Below are 18,459 nucleotides of genomic sequence, written 5' to 3'. Positions count from 1 at the left end.
CCCCGGAACGCCTCCACATCCCGAATCTGCAGGAACGGACCATCAATCGCCTGCACACCCCGCGCCCGCGCCGCCTCCAAAATCTTGAACAGCACGTAGTGGAACGGATCCCCCGGATAGTCCGGGCTCAACGCACCCACCACCAGCGACGGCATGTTCATCGACGCCATGAAATCCGCCGGACCAAAGATGATCGTCTCGATCCGCGGACTCGCGAACGCGATCTCCTTCACGTTCGACAACCCCAACGCGTTCTCGATCTGAGCCTCGATACCGATCCGCCCCACCTCGAGACCCATCACCTCCTCGATCTGCGTCAACAACAGATCCAGCCACTGCACCTGCGCCGCCGTCTGCACCTTCGGCAACATCACACAGTCCAGGTTCGCCCCCGCACCCTCCACCACCGTCACGACATCCCGATACGTCCACTTCGTCGTCAGGTCATTGACCCGCACCACCCGCGTCTTACCCGCCCAGTCACCCTCGTTCAACACCGACACCACGTTCCCACGCGCCGACTCCTTCGCCCCCGGCRCCACCGAGTCCTCAAGATCACAGAAGATCTGGTCAGCGGGAAGGCCCTGCGCCTTACCCAGCATCTTCGGATTGGAAGCCGGAACCGCCAGACACGACCGGCGAGCACGAGCGGAGCGAGCATGGGCAGACACAGATACTCCCGATTCGTCTGTCGACCGGTCGCGGAGGCGACTCCGGTAACGCACGGTGCGACCCCCGGATCGCCACCGGAAACCGGTCGTCTTCTTCAGAAATTCACCGCTGAACGTCTCGTCGAGAAAAGAAGCGGGCCGGGACGCCCGCGCGACCGGGCCGCCCTGTCCTGCTAACGCGAAAGGGGAGCTCGGCGCCGCCACGAGTCGACGTGCTCGAGCAGCATCTCCGCCAGTCGTTCCTTCCGAGGCAGAATTTCCGTGCTGGGCCCCACGAGGGTGACCTCGGCGACCGGTTCGCCTGACTGGCCCGATACGACCGTCGCGAGGGCGGAGCGCGTACCAGAATGCTGGGTGTTCTGGGCGATCCGCGTCCTCCTGATGTCCTCGTACTCGACGAGGAACTGGTCCACGAGTGCGGCTTCCTCCGGCTTCCGTCGACGCAGGAACGCATCCCGCTGCGCGGCGGGAAGCGCCGCGAGAATCGCCTTGCCACCGGCCGTCCCCAGCATGGTGCGGCGAATGTTGTTACGTGCCGCGAAGCCCGCCAGCCTGTCCGCACCGAACTCCGACACGTAAATCAGGTGGTCCCCGGCCTGGACGCCGACAAAAACCGTGACACCCGCTGCCTCGTAGAGCGATGCGACATCGGCGTCCGTCACCATTCCGGCACGGAATCCGCCGCTGGCCAGGGTCAGACCGTAGAGTGCCGGGCCAAGATAGAACCGATGGCCTTCCTCGTAGACCCACCCTGCCGCGAGAAGCCCTCGGACGAATCCATGAACAGAACTTTTCGGAGCGTCCAGCGCCCGCACCAGCTCGACAAAAGTCATACCGGGGTTGTAGACGACTTCTTCGAGGATGCGAGTAACCCGGTCGATCGTCCGGTGGTTCTGTGGGGCACCCTCGGGCTTCGGGGCCGGAACATCGGTCATGGCCAGTATTTAACCCCACCCTCGGCCGGCCACCCGCTCAGGCCCCGACGAAGATCGGCGCACGCTTGCCGATTGACGCCTGGATTCCCTCCTGGAAGTCGGCCGTCCCGAGCAGCACCGCCTGTGCGGCAGCCTCCAGGTCGAGAGCCGCCGAGACCTGCGAGACGAGGTCACGCCGAAGGGTCGACCTGATCGACAGCAGGGACAGCGGCGCGGACTGGGCGATCTCGCGAGCCCACGCCAGCGCCTCGTCCCGCGGCTCGCCTGCCGTGACACGGTCACACAACCCGATCGCGAGCGCCTCGGTCGCCTGCACCGAACGCCCCGTGTACAGCAGATCGCGTGCCTTCTGGTTCCCCACGACCGTCGGCAGGGTGACCGAAAGACCGAAACCGTGGTGGAAGCCCAGCCGGGCGAAGTTCGCGCTGAACCGCGCGTTCTCGCCGGCGACCCGGAAGTCGGCAGCCAGCGCCAGCCCGAGACCGCCGCCGATCGCGGCGCCCTGCACGGCGGCGATGACGGGCTTGCGCGCGGTGAAGATGGTGAACGCCTCGCGATAGACCCGGCGCAGCCCGTCCGCGTCGACGTCGCGGAGATCGGCACCCGCGCAGAAGTGACGCCCCTCCGAGCAGAGCACCACGCAACGGACCTCGGGCATGGCGTCGACGCGCAGCAGGGCCTGCGCCACCCCACGGAGACTGGCCTCGTCGAAGAAGTTGTTCGGCGGCCGGTGCATCTCCACCACCGCCACGTTCTCCTGGCAGTCGATGGTGACCAGGTCCGTCATGGGGCTACCGGAGCCGGGAGCGACTCGTGGGCCTCGACCGTGCGCGCGGGGCGGTCGACCTCGCCCACCTCGCCGGGTCGCGGCAGCTCCGCACGGATCCGCCGGTGGCCCGGGATCGCGAACGGCGCCCGATGGTCTCGTGACATCCCGCGTGCCTCCTCTGTTCGCCGCCGCGCAGGACGACGACGATCGTGTCGCGTGAGGTGCGCTCGACCATCGCCGCTGACCGCGTCACGCCTGTGCCTGCGCGGTTACGGACCTCGTCAGGTCGCTGAGGACGACCCCGGTCACCGGAGGACCGGGTCGTCGCCAGGCATCCTCATCCATGCCGCCGCGGCAATGCCGTCGCGACGACGTCCTTGCGTGCACGGGCCGCGTTTAACAGCCCTTCTGCACACAGTCCCTCTACACAGTCCCTGTTCATGCATATTTACGTCATGCATATTTACGAACTTTCGTTCGTACTTACGAAACTAACCTACCTCGACCTGAGCGTCAACAGAGGTGTCAGACTCGCGCAGCCTCTTCCGGAGCGACACCGGCGTGTGGGCAACCACCCTCACCAGGCACTCTCGAGAAGCGACACGAGGTCCTCCCTGGTCGCCGGGCGCGGGACACGGGTGATGGCCCAGTCGTCCATGGCATGGCCGACGATCTCCGGCAGGATCTCGCGGCCGATCCCGACGTCGCGAAGGCGGCGGGGCACACCGGCGTCCGTGAGCAGTTGCTCGACGGCACCGATCGCCGCCGCCGCATCGTCGTGGGGCCGGCTCCCGCCGCCGAGGACGTCCACGATCTGGGGGAGGCGCTGCTTCGTCACCTCGGCGTTGAAGCGCATCGTGAGCGGCAGGAGCATCGCCTCCACCGTCCCGTTCGCCGCCGTGGAGCGCGGGCCTACCGCATGTGAGAGGGCCTGGGCCAGGCCGGCGCCGGTGTGGTCGCTGCCGCTGCCCGCAAGGAACGCGGCGAGCATGAGGCGTAGGCGTGGCTCGCCGTCCGCGGCGGTGTCGAGGCGTGGCAGCCACTCCCGTGACAGGCGGAGAGCATGCGCCAGCTCGGCGTCGGCGAGTGGATCGTCCGTGTGCGACTGCAGCCCTTCGACAGCCATGGCGAAGGCGTTCAACGCGGACGACCGCACCAGCGACACCGGCGCGGTACCGGCGATCACCGGATCCATGAACAGGCCCGTGGCACGGGTCTTGGGGTCGAACAGGGCCAGTCGCTCCCCGGTTTCCGGGTCACGCACCGCGCTGCCCGCCTTGGCGTAGGCCGTGGTCGGAGTGCTGGGAATGATCCACTGCGGCAGCTTCGGTGCGTTCAGCTTCGGGCTGACCAGGCGGCCGTCGACACGCCGGGTGCAGAGATCGCGAGCGTCGGCCTTCTCCGCCAGCAGGATGCTCGCGGCGCGGGCAGTCACGATGGCGGATCCGCCGCCCAGCGCCACCACGGCGTCCGCCGCGGTCGTCTCCAGGACCTCGCGCGCGCGTTCGACCGCGGGCAGCGGACTGTGTTCGCGGACCTCGTCGAACCATCCGGCGAGCCGGTCACCGAGCACTGACTCGACCTTCGCCACCGCTTCGGCGTGGCGGCGCATCGAGCCCCCGCAGAACACGACCGCCCGCCGGAGCCCCGCACGGTCGAACTCACGCGGCAGGGCAGCCAGCGCGTCCTCGCCGGCGAAGACACGGACGGAGGATGTCACGTGTCTGACGGTAGGAAAGATCATGGCATCCTCCTGGGGGCCGCGACAACAACCCTGGCCGGGTCTCGTGCAGCCTAGCCCAGCGTTCGCATATAAGGAACGTGGTACGCATAGGGGATCAGGCTGGGCGGCAGCGGGCTGCGATCGCCGGATGGTCAGGTATCCGCCAGCCGGCTGTGACGTCGAACCAGGGTGCCGATGAGCGATGCGCTCAGAATGGCGGCGAACACCCGTACGAGCTGCATCGTGATGACCAGCCCGACCTCCGAGCCGGACTGGACCGCGACAGCCGTCACCGCCGGGAGACCGCCCGGGGTCATTGCCAGGTATCCGGCGAGATCCGGAATTCCGACCATGCGGRCAAACACGATCCCGATCAGGGCACAGCCCCCGACGCTCGCAACCAACTGCACCGTCACCAACGGGAAGAGCCGTATCAACAGGCGGATCGTGGCGGCGGTGAAGGAGAAACCGACGGCTAGCCCTGTGATGGTGTAACCGAGATTGAGCAGCGGCTCCGGAACCTCAAGCGGAGCGGAGGTCATCAGCGCGATCGCCATGGCGATCAGCATCGGGATGACCAACCGCGAGCCGCTGAAGGTGAGGACCTGCGCGAGAAGCAGACCGACCCCCAGACACAGAGCCGTGAACAGCAGGCTCTGCCACAGGACGGGGTCGGCGGCCGGCTCGAGGCTCGCCGGAACGAGACTTCCCGACCGGTCGAGGATCGGCGCAACCGCCGACAGCGAAACCACGACAAGCACCACGCGCGCGTACTGGACGGCCGAGACAATCGCGTCGTCGGCATCCAGCTCCTTGGCCATGGCCGAGACTCCGGAGGCAGCGCCCGCCATCGAGGAGAAGACCGCCGTGGCCAGGTTCACCTTTGGCGACAACACGAGAACCAGGCCCGTCAGCATACTGAAGATGAGGGTGACTGCGACRCCCCCGAGCACCTCGACGGGCTGACTCACCAGCTGCCGGATCACGGCGGAGTCGATCAGAGCGCCCGCGCTGACCCCGATCAGCGCCATACCAAAATGCCGTGCCGGCTGTGGAAACCGCCATGGTGCCCGGAACGCGAGTGTGAACGTGGCCCCGCCGATCAGACCACCGAGAAGGTACGGCGCCGGCGAGTGGACCAGATGCATCAGTATCGTTGCGGCGACGAGGAGGGCCACGCCACATAAGCCTCTCCTGCCCTCCCTCGCGATGACTTCTCTCTGCACTACATCACACTTCCTGTGCCGGCAGATGAAGCTGCGTTGTCGCGGGTGGGAGCGACAGTGGGAAGCGGCGGTCGGACCCGCCGCCTCGGGCGGGATCGAGCACCGGGGTTCTCATCGACGGTTCGGCGGACAGGTTTCTGGGCACGTCCTTCTCTCCTTCGCAAAACCGCACCGGAGGTGACACGGGCCGCAGGCATGACAGAACATTCGGGAATACAAAGCGAGCGGAGGCGCGGCGGTCATCAGCTCGCCCTCGGCGCCAACCGGGGGATCAGCAGCGGCGCGGAAACCGTGATCGGCCATTCGTGCCCGACCGCGTGCCCGGGCACGGGCACCCTGGCACGGGAGCCCTGGAGGCGAATCCGTCGTTCGACGGCCTACGCGGGCGTGGCCGGGGATCACTGCCAGTCTGTCGCCACGACGTCGCCTGTTCTTATATACGAACTATTTAGCGTATGTAAGTACTTTAGCGAGAGACCACGGAGGGGTCAACGCATCATGGCCAGCGAACTGCCAGCACGCAACACACAACCGGCCGAGCCTGATCGGCTCGGCCGGGCACCTCCGACCCGGTCGGGACACCCGGTCGGGTCGGAGGTCGGGCCGCAGGCCTGCGGCCGGGTGGGCGACGGCGACCGGRCCCTCGTGACCTGGCCCGCGCTGCGTCGCCCTCGGATGTGCTCGCCCTCGGATGTGCAGCCGATTCGGCTAGGCGTCGACAGCAGTCGCGACGCTGGTCTTCTCCCACTCCGCCAACTCCGCGAGCTGCGCCTCAAGCGTGTCGCGGAAGAGAGTCACGGCGTCCTGGCCGAGTACGAGCAGGGCGGGCGGCGACGCCGACTCGACGGCCATGATGATCGCCTCGGCCGCCTTCGCCGGGTCACCCGGCTCGGTGCCGTGCGTCGTGTCGTTCTCCTTGCGGCGGCGCCCGGCCGTGTCGGCGTAGTCACCGATCGGCGTCTCGGCCTGCCGGAGCGAGCGTCCCGAGAAGTCGGTACGGAAAGCGCCAGGCTCGACGATCATCGCGTGGAGGCCGAGCGGCTCGAGCTCCCTGCGCAGCGAGCCGGTCAGACCCTCGAGCGCTCCCTTGGTCGCCGAGTAATAGCCCGATCCCGCCGGGCAGATACGCGCGCCGATCGACGAGATGTTGACGATCGCACCGCGCCGGCGCGCGCGCATACCCGGAAGCACCGCCCTGGTCATCGACACCACGCCGAAGAAGTTGGTGGCGAACAGCTGGTGGACGTCGTCGTCGTCGCCCTCCTCGACGGCGGCCCGGTATCCGTAGCCCGCGTTGTTGACGAGCACGTCGAGCCCGCCGAACCGCTGCTCGGTCTGCTGGACGGCGCGCGCGACAGCCGCGCCATCGGTGACGTCGAGCGCCAGGGCAAGCACACGCTCGGGATGGGCCTCGGCGAGATCTGCCACCCGGGTGACGTCCCGGGCTGTGGCGGCGACGTTGTGGCCGTGGTCGAGAAGGGCCTGCGCGAGCGCGCGCCCCAGGCCGGAGGAACAGCCTGTGATCAACCAGGTCGACATGGCATGAGCTCCTTGTCTCGAGGTCGGGATCCTGTCACCGGCTCAGTACCCCGACTCCGAGCCGTAGTAGGTCGGCTTGCGCGGGGTGTAGTGCTCCTCCAGGGCGGTGACCTCGTCGTCGCTGAGAACGAGGTCGAGAGCCGCGACGGCGTCGGAGAGATGGTGCGGCTTGGTCGCACCGACGATCGGGGCGGTCACGACAGGGTTGCGCAGCACCCATGCCATCGCCACCTGGGCCATCGAGACTCCCCTCGACTCGGCGATGCGCTGGACCGCATCGATCGTGCCGCGGTCGCTGTCGAGGAACAGCGGGGTGCCGGACGAGTCGGCCGTCGGGTTCAGTGTTCCGCGGGCCGTGCTCACATTCCCCCACGGCCGGGTCACCAGGCCGGCGGCGAGCGGCGACCACGGCAGGCTGCCGACGCCCTGGTCGGCCAACAGGGGGAACATCTCACGTTCCTCCTCCCGGGCGACGAGGTTGTACTGGTCCTGCATGGAAATGAACTTCGTCCAGCCGTGCAGCTGTGCGGTGTACTGCATCTTGGAGAACTGCCAGGCCCACATCGAAGAAGCACCCAGATAGCGGACCTTCCCCGATTTGACGGCGTCGTGCAGGGCCTCCATCGTCTCCTCGACGGGGGTGAGCCGATCGAACCGGTGGATCTGGTAGAGGTCGATCCAGTCGGTGCCGAGCCGTCGGAGCGATGCGTCGAGCTGCTCGAAGACCGCACGGCGCGAGAGGCCCCGGCCACCCGGGCCGGTCCCCATCGGTGCGAACAGCTTCGTCGCGATCACGACCTGGTCGCGGCTTGTGTACCGCTTCACGGCGTCGCCCGTGATCTCCTCAGAGCTTCCCCTGCCGTAGGTGTTGGCGGTATCCCAGAAATTGATACCGAGCTCGATCGCCTGCTTGAAGATCGATGTGGCGGAATCGGCGTCCAGCGTCCAGTCGCGGCCCGTACCCGGCCGGCCGAAACTCATGCAGCCGAGYGCGATGCGGCTGACCTTCAGCCCGGAGGTTCCAAGGTTGGCATAGTCCATGGTGAATCCTTCGACAACGTTGACGAGGACGACAGACGGCAGACGGCAGACGGCAGACGGCATGCTTCCGGCCGACCAGGGCGTCGCCGTCGCGGAGCCGGTGGGGCCTCCGGTTCCCGCGGGCAGCAGCCCGTAGTGCCCTGTGACGCCGCAGGCCGACATGCGACTCGGCCTACCCGATCACTGCTCCTGCACCGAGGTTCAAGGTCGGCGCGGAAGGCATGACGCCACGCTAGAGCTGCCGCCCGCCGTCGTGGGAGCGCCTGTCAGTACCCCCCAGGGCCGGCGGCACCCTCGGCCTCCGGGGCGTCCGGTCAGTTCCCGGGACGTCCGGTCAGTTCCCGGGACGTCCGGTCAGTGCAGAGCGGCTTCGAAGGCGAGGAAGGTGCCGAGCGCCGCCTCGACAACCGCGTCAGCCCGTTCACGGTCCGTGCCCACCCATCGGCGCAGGACAACGCGCAGGTCCCGCCAGCGGCGGCCGGCCTGGTCCCCGTACGGGGTGAAGTAGGAGGTCGCGTCGGCCAGGTCCGCGCGGGTGCTCAGATTGCGCGCGATCAACTGGCCGCCGAGGGTCGCCCCTTCGGTGACGTACAGCGCGCCGAATCCGAAGGTGAGGTCGTTCCCCGCCGGTATGAGCGCGGCCGGGAGCACGGTCAGCCCCTCGGGGGCGATGCCGAGCGTGCTCAGGTCGCGGGTCAGCCGGCCGAGCTTGCGACGCCCCGGCCAGTCCAGCAGTGGATCTTCGAACTCCCCGAACAGGGCTTCGAGCCGAGGTTCCAACGCCGTGTGGAGGCGATAGAAGGAGATCATCAGATCGCGGTAACGGCCAGCCGGGATGTCCGGGTCCGCCAGCCCCAGGCCCGCCTCCACCCGCTCGTGCACGGCTGCCGTGGAGCGGCGCAGGCAGGACATGATGTCGTTGTCACCGCGGGAGGCGGTCGGACCGCCCGCCCCGGGCTCCTCGTGGATCTCCGTCGCCGCGCCRATGTCCGCCGCGCTTACGCCCGCCGCCGCGCCTGTCTCCACCCTCCCAGCGTAGCGAGGCCATGGTCGACGCGGGCCGAATTCCGGTCGCTGCCGGATCGACGGTCGGGCCGGCCCGCCGGCCCGGGGCCGGGGAGTCAGGCGCGACAGCCCGTGGTTCAGGGTCTGGGACCCAGGCGCGACGGGCCCGTGGTTCAGGGCCTGCGACGCAGGACGACCACGGTGGTGTCGTCGGTACCATCCGGATCACGGCAGGCTTCGAACAGGGTCGCGGCCAGTTCCGAAGGGCTGGACGTGGYGGCGTTGTCCACCGTAAGGCGGAGAAGACGGGCCAGCCCGGTGTCCGGTGCCTCACTGCGGYGTTCGACGAGGCCGTCCGAACAGAGAACCAGGGTGTCGCCAGGGCACAGGGCGACGTCGGTGGTGGGCGGGGTGTCGACCGCCTCGTGGCGGGTGGCGAATGCCCATGCTCCCAGCGGCGGCGCGATCGGCACCTCGAGCAGCCGAGGTTCGCCGACCGCCGGGACGTGGAGCGGCAGCGGGTGACCGGACGAGGCGACCTGGGCAGTGGCGGTGGTGGTGTCGAGGAGGACGACCACCGCGGTGGCGAGGGCCTCCGGCAGCAGTGCGCCCGTCAGCCGGTCGAGGCGGCGGAGTGCCTCCCAGGCCACGTGCCTCCCGGAGTCGCCGTCAGACGGGGCGACGCCGTCGAACGCGGAGTCGACGAGGTAGGCGCGCAGCGCGTTGCGCAGCTGCCCCATGGTTCCCGCAGCTGTGATCCCGTGGCCGGCGACATCGCCGATCACCAGGGCGATGGTGCCGCCGGGCAGTGTGAAGGCGTCGTACCAGTCACCGCCGACCCTGYCGCCGGGGGCGGGGCGATAGAGCGCGGCCAGATCGAACCCGGGGATGTCGGGGAGGGCCTGCGGCAGCAGGCTCTGCTGGACGGTCTCGGTGAGCCGGGCCGACCGGCGGGCTCGGTCGTACATGATCCGGGTCAGCTCACGCCGGAGATCGGAGGCGACTCTGACCTGCGTTTCGGTCCACGGACGYGACCGCAGCCGCACCGTCTCCCGCCACCGCTCGAACGAACGCCGCGGGCTGAGCCGGACGCCGTCCCCTTCCTGCGTGTGCAGCTGTTTGTTGTGCGGGTCGCCGCCCCAGTCGACCGTCTGGACTGTTTCCGGCCGCACCCAGACCACCATCTCGTCGGGCGAGAGCCGCACGCCGAGGACGCCACACGCGGTGTCCCGGTACGGCTCGAACCGGTCGTGGCGCAGCGCCACGGCATCCTCGACGACCAGCCCGTCGCCGTCGTCCAGCTCGGCGAGCATGTCGCGCAGCACGTCCCGTGGCGGCACCTGCCCCGCGGTGCGCCAGACCCCGCCGATCTGCGCCGCCACCCCGCCGGCGGGGACGAGCGCGCGCAGGTCGGGCTCGCCACCGACCAGCGTGGCGGCCAGCCGGGCCTCGATCTCCTCCTGCTCCAGGGCGAGAGCCAGGCGATCGAGCGCCAACCGTGCGCTGACCAGCTGCTCGAGCTGCTGGCCGTCCTCGCGGGCGACCAGCCGAAGCGACAGGACATGCCCGAGAAACTCCGTGGCGGCGCATACCTCGTAGGGCGGCTCGTGCGGGCCCGAGTAGTGGTGGCACGCGAGCATCCCCCACAGGCGGCCGGAGCGCAGCAGGGAGACCGACATCGACGCGGTCACGCCCATGTTGCCCAGATACTCGAGGTGGATCGGCGAGACGCTGCGCAGCCACGCGTCGCCCATGTCCAGCGGACGTCCCGTGCGTGGGCTCACCGCGGGCACGAGCGGCACCGGCCGGTAGGACGTGTCCGGGATGAGCCGCAGCCACGACCGCTCGTACAGCGCCCGGGCCTGGGCCGGGATGTCGGACGCCGGGTAGTGCAGCCCCAGGAAGCTGTTCAGGTCCTCGCGGCGGGCCTCGGCGACGACCTCACCGTTCCACTCCGCGTCGAACCGGTACACCATCACCCGGTCGAAGCCGGTCAGCCGGCGTACCTCCTCGGCCGCCACCTCGTACAGCTCGGCCAGCGAGGTCGTCCGGTCGAGGCGCAGCACCGCGGTGCGGGTGCGCTGGTAGGTGTCGGCGAACGTCAGCGGGCGACGGCTCACCGTCGGTACCAGCTCGACGACGACCATCCCGTCGACCCGGTGCAGGACCGCGTCGCAGACGACGTCCACACCGCGGACGGTGAGCACCAGGTCGGTCGGGCCGGCTTCCCGCAGGTCGAACGAACTCGCCAAGGTCCTGCGCAGCAGTTCGGCCGGCCCGGAGCCCACGAGCGTGTCCAGCGGGGCGCCGACCGCCCGCTCCGGCTCCACGCCGAGGACGGCGCCGCAGTTCGCCGAGACGTGCACCACGGTCAGGCCGGGTTCCACCAGCGCCAGCAGAACACCGTGCGGCTGGATGCTGCCAGGAATGTGAATGGGCTCCCGATCACAGTTCTCGAGGGTGACGGGAACTCCCGCGGAAAGCAGGTCAGTGGGGCCACCCGACATACCTGATGCCTTCCTGTCCCTCTCCGGCCGCTCCCTCTCCGTCGGACGACAGTCATGACGGAAGCTGGCCGAGGCCCGGCAGCCGTCATGCCTCCTGCCCGGGTGCAGGAACACTTAATCCCTCGGGAAAGGGGGCACGCCACACCCCTGGGGGTGGTTTCCGGCACCTGCCGCCGATGGTAGGCCGCTAACCATGGCAGACGGGGCACCCAGGCCACTCACCGTGGCACTCGTGGACGACTACGAGGTGGTGCTGGCCGGCATCGCCCGCATCCTCGCGCCGTACGAGGACCGCGTGCGCGTCGTCGAGATCGACGCGAACCGGCCCGTCGTCACCGACGTCGACGTCGTGCTGTACGACTCGTTCGCCCAGCCGGAGGCAGGCGGGGACGAGATCGCGGACATCGTCGCCAACCGGCACGCGGGCCGGCTCGTCATCTACACCTGGAACTTCCACGACGGCCTGGTGGAGGGCGCCCTGGCGCGCGGCGCGAGCGGCTACCTGTCGAAGACGCTGCCCGCCCGTGAGCTCGTCACCGCGCTGGAGGCCGTGCACGCGGGGCAGATCGTCGTCAGCCCGCCGCCGCGCTCGCGGGTGATGACCGGCCTGGACTGGCCCGGGCGCAACGAAGGCCTCACCGAGCGGGAGGCCGAGGTCCTCGCGCTGATCACCCAGGGCCACAGCAACGCCGAGGTGGCGCAGATCAGCTGCCTCAGCCCGAACACGGTGAAGTCCTACATCAGGGCTCTCTACCGCAAGATCGGCGTGGCGAGCCRCACCCAGGCGGTGCTGTGGGGGGTGGAGCACGGCTTCACCCCCGACCACCACCGCAGCCAGTCCTGGCGCGCCAGACGGTGAGCGGCGTGGAGACCTGCGCACTACCTTGTCGACCATGGGACGGGAGTTCGACACCGAAACGCGTCGRATGATGCGGGCGAACGAGGCCAACTGGAACGCCCGCACTCCGGTGCACGCCRCAAGCGCCTTCTACGGTCTGGACGGCACCCGCGATCCGCTCGACTGGTTCGCCCCGTTCGAATGGGAGGATCTCGGCGAGYTGGCGGGCCGGGACGTCGTACATCTGCAGTGCCATCTCGGTACGGARACCCTCGCTTTCGCGCACCGGGGGGCCCGCACCACGGGTCTGGACTTCTCCCGGGAATCGATCGCGCAGGCACAGGCCATCGCGGTGCGGGCCGGCGTCGACATCCGCTACGTCCAGTCGGATGTGTACGCCGCGGCTGACGCGCTCGGTGACAGCAGTTTCGACGTCGTCTACACCGGCAAGGGCGCGCTGTGTTACCTGCCGGATCTGCCCCGGTGGGCCACCGAGGTCGCACGGTTGCTGCGCCCCGGCGGCCGGCTGTACCTGGTGGAGTTCCATCCCCTGTTCAACGCGCTCGGTCCCAAGCCGGCGCCGGGAACGGGTGAGGAGCTGGTGCTGCGCCACGACTACCTGGCCGGCCGGGGCCCGATCGAGCGCGACGCCACCTTCACCTATACCGACGGGCCTGCGCTGGCGAGCGCGACGGTCGCCTACGAGTGGATGCACGGGATCGGCGAGGTGATCGGCGCGCTGGTCGGCGCGGGCCTTGTCGTGACCGGCCTGCGGGAGTCCGAGGCGCTGCCCTGGCCGCGCTGGAAGCGCATGGTCCGCGGGAATGACGGCTGGTGGCGGCTACCACCGGACGCCCCTCGCATTCCGTTGCTCTACGCGCTCACGGCCACCCCGAGCGGCCCGCCTCGCCAATCACTGCTGAGGTGACCGCGTTTCCTTCCAYCGGCCAGCCCCGTGCGCCGGCCGTGGGCACCTCTCACCCAGGCCGGCGCGTCTGCGCTGCGCGAGTCAGCGCTGCCCGAGTCAGCGCGGTTCGGTCAGACCGTGCGGTTGTCCACCGGGATCTCGACGAGGTAGTTGTTGTCGAGTAGGTACTGGACCTGCAGGTTGCCCGACGAGGGGTTGCACAGCGGTGACGCCGCCGACCCCGGGACGAGCGCGCAGACGACCTGGTACTGCTGGCCGTTACCGGGCTGGTCGAACCATGGGCGGATCGGCCCGCTGAACACCTGGAACTCTTTCGCCACCTGATAGATGCGGTAGTTGCAGCCGCCCGGGTCGGTGGCGTCGTCCAGGTTCGACGGAGGCAGGGAACGCTCGTCGTAGTCAGTGCCGCGCGGGGAGAGGAAGCTGCCGCGGGGCAGGCCGAACCGGTCGATCTGCTGGCCAGGACGCAGCGTCGTCACCGTCCGCACCGGCGTCCCGTCGTCGTTGAGGTAGTAGCCGTTCTGCGGCGGGAAGACCCAGTTCCCGGCAATGGACAGGAACGGCGAGGGCCGGGCGGACGGATCCCACCATGTGCCGATGAACTGCGCCGCCGAGTGCTTCCCGGTGCGCTCGTAGTCGTCGAGTTCCTCGCCGACCTCACCGAAGAACGGCAGTTTCGCCGGGCCGAGTCGGGGGTCGTTCTGCAGGTCCGCCGTCGAGCACTGGTCGAACGGCTGGATCCTGGGCAGTTCTGCGGCGTCCGCCGCGGTCGTGGCCGAGGTGGCGAAGAACAGCCCACCCGCGGCCAGCGACATGAGCATCCTGCGAAAAAGCACTCGTTGCTCCCGTGGTCCCTGAAATCGACAGTCGGCCACGGAGAGTAATCGGCGGATCTTTGGTTCAGCAGGGAAACCCGGCCTGGAGCGTTGCGCCGCGTGTCGCCCGAAAAAGCAGCTGCCGCCATGGCGGACTCCGTTGTCCGGACACGACGGCAGGGGTTCAGCATGGTGTCAGACAGACACCCGGAAACACCGAGCGGGGTACCGGTGACCTCTGGTCACCGGTACCCCGCCGGAACAACTCAGACGGTGGCGGGGAGCTTCAGCGCCTGCGCGAGGTTGCCGCCCATCACCTTGGCGACGTCGACCTTGGGCAGACTCACCAGTTCGTCCACGTAGGACACGGGGTCGGACATGCCCTCGGCGTGCGGGAAGTCGGAGCCGAACACGACCCGGTCCACACCCACGATGTCGATGAGGCCGAGCGGGTTCTCCTCGAAGAACGGGTGGATCCAGATGTTGCGCTTCAGAACCTCGATCGGGTCCTCGTCGTAGAGCTTCGGGCTCTTCGCGTAGGACTCACCGGCGGCCTCCACGAAGGGACGCACCCAGCCGGAGCCGTTCTCGACGGGCAGGACCCGCAGGGCCGGGAAACGCGAGAGGAGTCCGTGCCCGATCAGCGAGGTGACGGTGTCGAAGATGCCGCGGTGCTGCTTGTTCATGATGTCTTTGAAGGCGGTCGGCGAGGCGAACGGCAGGTGCTCACCGTCCGGCCGGCCCTCCCACATGTTGTAGTAGCGGGTCAGACCGTCATCGGAGGAGTGCAGGCCGACGGTGATGTCAGCCTCGACGACCTTCTGCCARAAGGGATCGAACTCGGGCAGCGCGAACGAGCGGAAACCCTCGTAGCCGGGCACCGGCGCAGGACGGATCAGGATGATCTTCGCTCCGCGCTCGACCACCCACTCCAGCTCCTTGATGGCCTCGCTGACGATCGGCAGCGTGATCACCGGCGTCGCGAAGATCCGGCCCTCGTAGTTGAAGCTCCACTGCTCGTGCATCCACTGGTTCAGCGCGTGGACGACCACGTGGGTGGCCTTCGGGTCCTCACGCAGCCGGTCCTCGAGCAGGCTCGCCAGCGTCGGCCACATCAGGGCCCGGTCGATACCCAGCTCGTTCATCAGCTTGAGGCGGGGCTCCGGGGCGAAGAACGCCTCGGGCGAGCGGATCGGCTTACCCATCAGCTCCCGGGTGGACTTGCCCTCCGGGTTGCCGTTCTTGAAGTAGTCCTCCCAGGCACCCGGCCGCGCGACGACGTTGAAGGTCGGGTTCGGGATGTACTCGGAGATCACCCCGCGCACCGCAATCTTGTCGCGACCGTTCACCTGCACATACTTGATCAGGCCTTCGTGTTCCTTCGGCAGGAACTTCGTGAAGGCGTCCACTGTCTCGTACATGTGGTTATCCGCGTCGAAGACAGGGAAGTCGACATCTGTCCTGGGCATGACTACCTCCGTACGCTGGCCGGAACCCCACCAGCTCGACACCGCGAGGTAGTCGCCTGACTCCCGCGGTGAGGCCTCCACGGGGCGGACACGCACCCACCCCGCACATCATCTCCGATGCATCCGCACGCTAACACTTATTGACATCGACGTCAAAATTAAGCTGTCGATCAACGTCGAACCCCACGACCACGCGCCGGCCCGGAGCAGCGGCGGCCGGCGGCCGGCGGGGTGGCGGCCGGCCGGGTGCGGCCGCCGGCACACGCCTGGGGACGGACGTCGCAGGGCGGACGTCAGCCGGAGGGACAGCCACGGCAGGTCGTGTGGTAATCCACGGAACAGCCCCGGGATTCCACCCGAGGATTTCTGCTTCCGCTGGTTGCGCGGGGGCTCTCGGAAGGGCGTCACACGCCATCGCATTCACGTTTCCGGCCGGCTCCCACCTCTTCCGGCCGATGCCCACTTCTTCTGGCCGATGCCTGCGCTCACCGGTGCGATCATGGCCGTTCCGGGCGGCGGTGTCGTAGTATCCGGCCGCCCGCCGATGCGTCATCGATCGTTTTCGAGGAGCCCTGTCATGCAGCTCGATCACACCGCGGCAATCGTCACCGGAGCTGCCTCCGGGCTGGGCGCCGCCACGGCCGCAGCACTCGCCGGGCGCGGTGTCACCGTGTACGGACTGGACCTCGACAAGGCGGTCGCGGGCGCCAACCCCGCCGACGGCGTCCACCTGATCCCGACCGACGTCACGGACGAGGCGCAGGTCAGCGCTGCGATCGAGCGGATCACGGGCGAGGGCCGCCCGCTACGACTCGCGGTGAACTGTGCGGGCATCGCCCCGTCGGCGCGCATCCTGTCCCGCCGCGGCCCGCACGACCTGGACCTGTTCCGGACCGTGCTGATGGTCAACCTGCTGGGCACGTTCAACGTGCTGCGGCTGGCCGCCGAGGCCATGAGCCAGCTCGACGCGGACGAGCACGGCCAGCGGGGGCTGGTGGTGAACACGGCGTCCATCGCCGCCTTCGAGGCGCAGATCGGCCAGATCGCGTATGCCGCCTCGAAGGCCGGGGTGGCGGGAATGACCATAACCGCCGCCCGGGATCTCGCCCAGTTCGGAATCCGGGTCATGACCATTGCACCGGGCATTGTCGACACACCGATGATGGCCGGTTTCTCGGACGAGGTGCGGGCTGGGCTCGCCCAGACCGTGACCTTCCCGCGACGGCTGGCCGAGCCCACCGAATACGCCCGGCTGGTTCTCATGATCGCCGACCACGACTATCTGAACGGCGAGACCATCCGCATGGACGGCGCGCTGCGGATGACCGCCCGCTGACCCACGCAGGTCGCCAGCGCGCTCCAAGCGGGCCGGGCGCGCGGCGCAGGCGCGGAGCGCGCCGTCGCAAGGAAAGCCCAAGCTGCCCGTCACACGCTGATCTCCGTCCCGCTCGACACCGATCGCCAGACGGAGGCGTCATGTCCACCCTCGTGCCCGATTCCTCGTCCCACGACCTGCCCCTCGCCCCGGGCCCCCGCGCCCAGGCGGCCTCGGCCTCGGCTCCGCCGGCTCCCTCGGCTGCCGTGCTGGAGGCGGCGCTGGCAGACCTCACCGGCCGCGTCCGCGGTGAGGTGCTGCTGCCCGGAACCCCCGGCTACGGCCAGGCCGTGACCCCGTGGAACGTGGCGGTCCCCTCCACGCCGGTGGCGGTCGTCGCTGCGGCGACCGCCTCCGACGTCGTGAGCGCCGTGCGCTTCGCCGACGTCCACGATCTTGCCCTCGAGGTGCGTTCGACCGGGCACGGCGCACTCGCGCACGACCGGCGCAGCCTGCTCGTGCACACCGGGCGCCTGCAGGAGCTCGTGATCAATCCGGTGACGCGGCGGGCCCGGGTCGGTGCCGGGGTGCGCTGGCAGCAGGTCCTCGACGCCGCTGCGGCACACGGGCTCGGGGCTCTGGCCGGTTCGGCGCCGCATGTCGGCGTCGTCGGCTACCTGACCGGCGGCGGGCTGTCACCGGTGGCGCGCACGTACGGCTTCGGCAGCGATCTGGTGACCGCTTTCGAGGTCGTCACCGGCGACGGCGAGCTGCGCCGGGCCACCGCGACGGAGAACACCTCGCTGTTCTGGGCGCTGCGCGGTGGGAAGGGCGCGCTGGGCATCGTCACCGCGGTCGAGTTCGAGCTGCTGGACGTCGCCGAGATCTACGGCGGCTGCCTCTACTTCGACGGTGCCGACGCGGAGCGGGTGATCTCGGCGTGGCGGGTGTGGTCGGCGTCGCTGCCCGAGCAGGCGACGACCTCGCTGGCGGTGCTGCGGCTGCCGGCGATGCCGGCGGTGCCGCCGCCGTTGGCCGGGCGGTGCACCGTCGCGGTCCGGTTCGCCTGGGTTGGTGACCCGGCGGACGGAGCGCGGGCGGCCGAGCCGATCAGCACGCTGGCGCCGCCGATCCTCGGCGGGCTGGGGGTGCTCCCGTTCAACGCCCTCGGCATGATCCACGCGGACCCGGTGGACCCGATGCCCGTCCACGAACGTTCGGTGCTGCTGCGGGAGCTGCCGCAGGACGCGGTCGACACGCTGCTCGCGCTGGCCGGTCCGGAGGCCGACTGCCCGCAGGTGATCGTCGAACTGCGGCTGCTCGGTGGTGCGCTGGCCCGCGCCCCGCGCGAGCCGAGCGCCATCTGCCACCGGGACGCCGCCTACGCGGCGCTGACCATTGGCATCGCCGCCCCGCCGATCGTCGAGGCGACGACGGGGCACGCGGCGGCGGTGATGGCGGCGCTCGACCCGTGGTCCGGCGGAATCTCGACGCCGAACCTCGGCGCGAGCACCGACCCGGCGATCGTCGCGCTCAAGTACGACGCCGCGACCCTCGCCCGGCTGGCGACCCTCACCGCGAGTTACGACCCGAACGCCCGCATGGTGGCCGCCGACCCGGTGCGCGCCGCAGCCGGTCTGGTCCAGTCCTGACGTCGACGGCGGCTCGGGCAGCCCGC

General features: G+C 69.4%; 15 protein-coding genes. 4 read left to right on the top strand and 11 right to left on the bottom strand.

What is annotated here, in order from left to right:
* The 9 genes from CC117_RS28880 to CC117_RS28840 form a co-directional block, all read right to left on the bottom strand.
* Positions 1 to 602: HpcH/HpaI aldolase/citrate lyase family protein (locus tag CC117_RS28880; RefSeq protein ID WP_241830523.1), on the bottom strand; the 602-nt coding region annotated here is incomplete at its 3' end.
* A 242-nt stretch (positions 603 to 844) separates the two neighbouring features.
* Entirely contained in the window at positions 845 to 1,606 is a 762-nt protein-coding gene (locus tag CC117_RS28875; protein ID WP_071089917.1) for an IclR family transcriptional regulator, read from the bottom strand.
* A gap of 37 nt (positions 1,607 to 1,643) precedes the next feature.
* Positions 1,644 to 2,393, bottom strand: coding sequence for an enoyl-CoA hydratase/isomerase family protein (locus CC117_RS28870; protein ID WP_071089914.1), 750 nt, complete (start codon positions 2,391 to 2,393; stop codon positions 1,644 to 1,646).
* Positions 2,394 to 2,952: 559 nt separating this feature from the next.
* Positions 2,953 to 4,119 (bottom strand): iron-containing alcohol dehydrogenase family protein, encoded by a 1,167-nt coding sequence (locus CC117_RS28865; RefSeq protein WP_071089911.1) that lies wholly within the window; start codon positions 4,117 to 4,119, stop codon positions 2,953 to 2,955.
* A gap of 131 nt (positions 4,120 to 4,250) precedes the next feature.
* Entirely contained in the window at positions 4,251 to 5,276 is a 1,026-nt protein-coding gene (locus CC117_RS28860) for an AbrB family transcriptional regulator (RefSeq protein ID WP_071089908.1), read from the bottom strand.
* A gap of 756 nt (positions 5,277 to 6,032) precedes the next feature.
* Positions 6,033 to 6,863, bottom strand: coding sequence for an oxidoreductase (locus CC117_RS28855; RefSeq protein ID WP_071089905.1), 831 nt, complete (start codon positions 6,861 to 6,863; stop codon positions 6,033 to 6,035).
* A 42-nt stretch (positions 6,864 to 6,905) separates the two neighbouring features.
* Positions 6,906 to 7,904 carry an aldo/keto reductase gene (locus CC117_RS28850; RefSeq protein WP_071089940.1) on the bottom strand — a complete coding sequence of 333 codons (999 nt, stop codon included), beginning with the start codon at positions 7,902 to 7,904 and terminating at the stop codon, positions 6,906 to 6,908.
* A gap of 354 nt (positions 7,905 to 8,258) precedes the next feature.
* Positions 8,259 to 8,930: a biliverdin-producing heme oxygenase gene (locus CC117_RS28845; RefSeq protein WP_241830521.1), complete on the bottom strand. Its 672-nt coding sequence runs from the start codon at positions 8,928 to 8,930 to the stop codon at positions 8,259 to 8,261.
* A 152-nt stretch (positions 8,931 to 9,082) separates the two neighbouring features.
* Positions 9,083 to 11,416 (bottom strand): SpoIIE family protein phosphatase, encoded by a 2,334-nt coding sequence (locus CC117_RS28840; protein WP_071089902.1) that lies wholly within the window; start codon positions 11,414 to 11,416, stop codon positions 9,083 to 9,085.
* Between the two features lie 193 nt (positions 11,417 to 11,609).
* Between CC117_RS28840 and CC117_RS28835 the strand changes: the two genes are divergently transcribed.
* Together CC117_RS28835 and CC117_RS28830 are read left to right on the top strand one after the other, a co-directional pair.
* Entirely contained in the window at positions 11,610 to 12,275 is a 666-nt protein-coding gene (locus CC117_RS28835) for a LuxR C-terminal-related transcriptional regulator (protein ID WP_071089898.1), read from the top strand.
* Between the two features lie 67 nt (positions 12,276 to 12,342).
* Complete coding sequence (locus CC117_RS28830; RefSeq protein WP_198542021.1) at positions 12,343 to 13,182, top strand: class I SAM-dependent methyltransferase; 840 nt, start codon at positions 12,343 to 12,345, stop codon at positions 13,180 to 13,182.
* A gap of 110 nt (positions 13,183 to 13,292) precedes the next feature.
* Here the strand turns inward: CC117_RS28830 and CC117_RS28825 are convergent, their stop codons facing one another.
* Both CC117_RS28825 and CC117_RS28820 read right to left on the bottom strand, forming a co-directional pair.
* Positions 13,293 to 14,018 carry a TNT domain-containing protein gene (locus CC117_RS28825; protein WP_071089891.1) on the bottom strand — a complete coding sequence of 242 codons (726 nt, stop codon included), beginning with the start codon at positions 14,016 to 14,018 and terminating at the stop codon, positions 13,293 to 13,295.
* 245 nt (positions 14,019 to 14,263) lie between these two features.
* Positions 14,264 to 15,466: an amidohydrolase family protein gene (locus CC117_RS28820; protein ID WP_071089934.1), complete on the bottom strand. Its 1,203-nt coding sequence runs from the start codon at positions 15,464 to 15,466 to the stop codon at positions 14,264 to 14,266.
* Positions 15,467 to 16,043: 577 nt separating this feature from the next.
* Between CC117_RS28820 and CC117_RS28815 the strand changes: the two genes are divergently transcribed.
* The gene (locus tag CC117_RS28815) at positions 16,044 to 16,802 is read left to right on the top strand and encodes an SDR family NAD(P)-dependent oxidoreductase (RefSeq protein WP_071089889.1); all 759 of its coding nucleotides are present in this window, start codon (positions 16,044 to 16,046) and stop codon (positions 16,800 to 16,802) included.
* 140 nt (positions 16,803 to 16,942) lie between these two features.
* Complete coding sequence (locus CC117_RS28810; protein ID WP_071089886.1) at positions 16,943 to 18,433, top strand: FAD-binding oxidoreductase; 1,491 nt, start codon at positions 16,943 to 16,945, stop codon at positions 18,431 to 18,433.
* Positions 18,434 to 18,459 lie beyond the last annotated feature (26 nt).

Origin of the sequence: Parafrankia colletiae (assembly GCF_001854655.1) — a bacterium.
Lineage (GTDB): Bacteria > Actinomycetota > Actinomycetes > Frankiales > Frankiaceae > Parafrankia > Parafrankia colletiae.
This window is presented reverse-complemented; position numbering and strand designations above follow the sequence as displayed.